3 protein-coding genes are annotated in these 3,847 nt (G+C 58.7%); 2 read left to right on the top strand and 1 reads right to left on the bottom strand.

What is annotated here, in order from left to right; translation table 11 throughout:
* Positions 1–1,510: ABC1 kinase family protein (locus ACFE0K_RS06300; protein WP_434535251.1), on the bottom strand; the 1,510-nt coding region annotated here is incomplete at its 3' end.
* Positions 1,511–1,869: 359 nt separating this feature from the next.
* Between ACFE0K_RS06300 and ACFE0K_RS06295 the strand changes: the two genes are divergently transcribed.
* A complete protein-coding gene (locus ACFE0K_RS06295; protein ID WP_434535250.1) occupies positions 1,870–3,129 on the top strand; it encodes a hypothetical protein in 1,260 nt (419 codons plus the stop codon).
* Positions 3,130–3,141: 12 nt separating this feature from the next.
* A complete protein-coding gene (locus tag ACFE0K_RS06290) occupies positions 3,142–3,558 on the top strand; it encodes a hypothetical protein (RefSeq protein WP_434535249.1) in 417 nt (138 codons plus the stop codon).
* Positions 3,559–3,847: the final 289 nt, after the last annotated feature.

The following is a 3,847-nucleotide window of genomic DNA, read 5'->3' as shown; positions in this document are numbered from 1 at the left end:
GGAAGAAGCCGCCCAGGGTGCCGAATACCCGCGCCAGCATGATGAAGTCGCCGGGCATTTTTTCCACCGGGTCATGCTCCAGGCGATCCAGCAGATGGCTGACCTGCTGCATCATTTCCTCGGCGCTGGGCCAGCCCTTATCCGGGTCCGGGTCAATAATGGCGTTGCGTACCTGATCGAGAATGGCGGCGACGAATGCCAGCAGGGTGTCTGGATTACCGCTGCGGGTGGTGAAACCCATGGCGGTAAGGGTGTCGGCAATCACTTGCTGATCGTCCACCACGCAGGCCTGCAATACCCTGAAGTAGCCGTGCCGTGCCGCATCGCTGAGACTCTGGGCACAACCGAAATCCAGCAGTACCAGGGTGTCGTCGTCGGTGATCATGATGTTGCCCGGATGCGGATCGGCATGGAATACGCCGCCGTGCAGCACCTGGGAGAACCAGGCGTCCAGCAGCCGGTGCAGCACCACACCCAGACGTTCCGGGTCGGTGTGGTGCAGTTCATCCAGCACGGTGGTGAGCTTGCGGCCGTGTACGAATTCGGTGGTCAGCACATGGCGGCTGCTGTGTTCTGCCACCAGGCCCGGTGTGGTGATGCCGGTGACGCCTGCCAGTTGCTCGCCGATCTGTGTCATTACTCGGGCTTCGCGCTCATAGTCCAGTTCTTCGCGCACGGTGCGCTGGATTTCACTGACGATGGTATCCATGTCCATGGGCGGCAGGGCAGATTTCACCGCGTCCATGAATACCTTTAGCAGGGTCATATCCAGCTCTACCACTTCGTCCAGGCCCGGGCGCTGTACTTTTACCGCCACCTCGCGGCCATCGTGCAGCCGTGCCCAGTGTACCTGCCCGATGCTGGCAGCGGCCAGCGGCTCCGGGTCGAAATCGGCAAACAGTTCGCTCAGGGGCTGACCGAACTCCTGCTCCAGCACCATGGCAATGTCATCGAAGGGCACCGGGCTGGCTTGATCCTGCAATACCGCCAGTTCCTCCACCCAGGCCTGGGGTAACAGGTCCGGGCGGCTGGACAGTAGCTGGCCGACCTTCAGGAAGGCGCCGCCTTGCTCCAGGGAGGTATCGCGGAAGCGACGGGCATTACGCTGGTGCAGGTTAGCCAGGGCGGCTTCGCGCATGCTGGCCGGCAAAAAGGCGGAGCGGGTGCCCCACAGGCGATAGCTCGCCACCACCTTGGTGAGCATCCAGCCGGTTTTGCTCAGCCGCTTGAGGCGTGTCGGCCAGCGGCGCGCCTCGTCGGCCAGGATCTGCATTTCCTCGTTCATCGCGTTGGCGCCACGGCCTACCGCTTTGCAGGCCTTGAGGGCCTGATCGGCAATTTCCCGGCCCTGCCAGGCGGTTTTCTCGATAGCACGGATACAGCCTTCCACCACGGCCAGCCAGGCCTTCAGGCCGCTGTCCTTCTGTTTGCGCTCGGCAAAGTCGTTGAGCGGCTGCCAGTTGGGCTCTGCCGGGGTGTTCGGAGTCTGATTCAATGACGTGTTATGCATTGGGCACGCCTCCACTTTGTGAATAGGTGTTCACAAAATAGGGGCGAAGGGAGGGTTTGGCAAGCAAAAGGGTTTACGACCGTTCACTTTGTAGGGCAATTCATGTTGGGCCGCTAATGGAATACGGTTCCTGGGCGTAAGGGAATGATGGCTCGGTGCTACCACGGGTAACCTTTCTTTGGTTCTTTCGTACTAAATTCAAAGAGTTACGTGTCTCGGTGTGATGGGCGGTAGTGCCGTATGGATAACCGGCACTGCAGGGGACGCCTCCCTCACCCACAGTGGACAGACTCCGATACTGGTTGGGAACGGCAGGTCGGTGCCCTTAACGATAATAACAACGTAATCAGAGGAACCTGATGACAACCACTACCAGGATGTTGGTACCAGCCGTGTTGTTGCTGGCGCCGGTGGTCCAGGCGCAATCTCCTGCGTCGCTGGAAGACATGGAGCGGCGTCTTGAGCAACTGGAAATGCAGCAGTATGAAAAGCAGAGCAACTGGAGCGATCGCATCTCCGTTAACGGCTTCATGACCTATGGCATTACCCGCCACGATGTTCATGTTCGCGCCAATAACGGTGACCCGATCGATTACATTGATCGTACTACCGACGAGATTTCCCACCGGGAGCTGTCGCGGGCGGGGATTCAGTTCAATGCAACCATCAGCGATGAGACCAGTGCCACCGTACAGGTGCTGGCCCGGGGGCGGGATGATTATGATGCCCAGGTGCAGTGGGCCTACCTGAGCCATGATCTGTCGCCGTCGGTGACGGTTCGCGCCGGGCGCATGGTGCTGCCGTTTTTCATGCATACCCAGTACAACAATGTGGGTTACACCTACCACTGGGCGACCTTGCCCGGTGAAGCCTACGACGTGGTGCCGTTTGACACCATGGAAGGGGTGGACCTGAGCTGGAATCTGAACACCGGTCCGGTTTCCCATCGTCTTAATGTGTATGGCGGTGCCACCGATGTGCCCAGTTTTTCGCTGCCGGCACCGGTGGTGTATGAAGTCAGCGAGTTGACCGGTATCAATCTGACCAGCCAATGGCGGGACTGGACCAGCTGGCTCAGTTACAGCCACGCGGAAGTGACTCTGGATCTGACCGACCTTGCTGGCCCTACGGGTCTGCCGGTGGCGGCACTGGAAGCGCCAGTCAGCCTGGACGAAGCACAGACCTATATCAGCAGTGTGGGCCTGCAGTATGACAATGGCGCCATGGTACTGATGGCAGAGCGTACCCAGCTGGGTATCGAAGGCTGGTTCCCTACCAAGTGGGGCGGTTATGTCAGTGCAGGGTATCGTTTCGGGCCGTGGATGCCGCATGTGACCTGGGGGGCTGCCAATGCCCACGGCGTCAGTGAAGCACAGAGCGAGGGACCGGTTGCCGCCAACTTCTCTGCAGCCAATCAGGTGCGCAGTAAAAGCTGGACGCTGGGGTTGCGTTACGAGCTGGAAGTGGGCGTTGCCGTGAAGCTGGAAGCCCAGCGCTTTTATGACATGAGCAACGACAAGATCATGACCAATGGTCTGTTCACTCCCCAGGGGTCGGCACCTTCCATCGAAGAGGAAGAACCGACGGTATTCCGGCTCACCGTAGATGCGGCCTTTTAAGGGAGAATGATCATGTTGAAGAAAGTGTGTGCTGTCTTCCTTGTCCTGTGCTGCCCCGCGTTATCATCCGCCGGCATGCTGGTGGTAGTGGCGGAGTCTTCGCCATTGGCGCAGATGGATCGTCATGAAGTGCGTCAGCTTTATATGGATAATGCGTCCCGCTTCGACGGTCATTCCGTGACCGTGCTGGATATGCCGGAGGGCAGCCAGCAGCGCGAACGTTTCTATGAGGGCGCCACGGGTAAATCCGCCTCTCAATTGAAAAGCTACTGGGCCAGAATAATTTTCACTGGCCAGGGTATGCCGCCACGCCAAGTGAAGAACGCCCGGGACATGGTACAGAAAGTAAAGCAGAATCCCGCTGCCGTTGGCTATGTAGAGGAAGCGGATATGCAGGAGGGGTTACGGGTGTTGTTGCGTTTGCCATGACGGGCAGTTGCAAGTTTCAAGTTGCAACGCTTAAGAGCGATAAGCCAATCGATAACCATGACCGCCGCGATCCTGCGGCGGTTTTTTTTGATGATGTATAACCAGCCCTGAATCGCGGCCACTGCCGATGCCGCCTCTAACAACCTCATCCGCGTTGAAACTTTCAACGTTGAACTTGCAACTGCTTTACCCGCCTAGCAAGCGGTTTTCCGCTGCTTCCACCGCTTCCAGCGGACCGTACAGAATCACCGTATCTCCCGGCTCGAGAACCAGTTCTTGATCGGGGCTT

It is taken from the genome of Alcanivorax sp. (assembly GCF_051117345.1).
Lineage (GTDB): Bacteria > Pseudomonadota > Gammaproteobacteria > Pseudomonadales > Alcanivoracaceae > Alcanivorax.
This window is presented reverse-complemented; position numbering and strand designations above follow the sequence as displayed.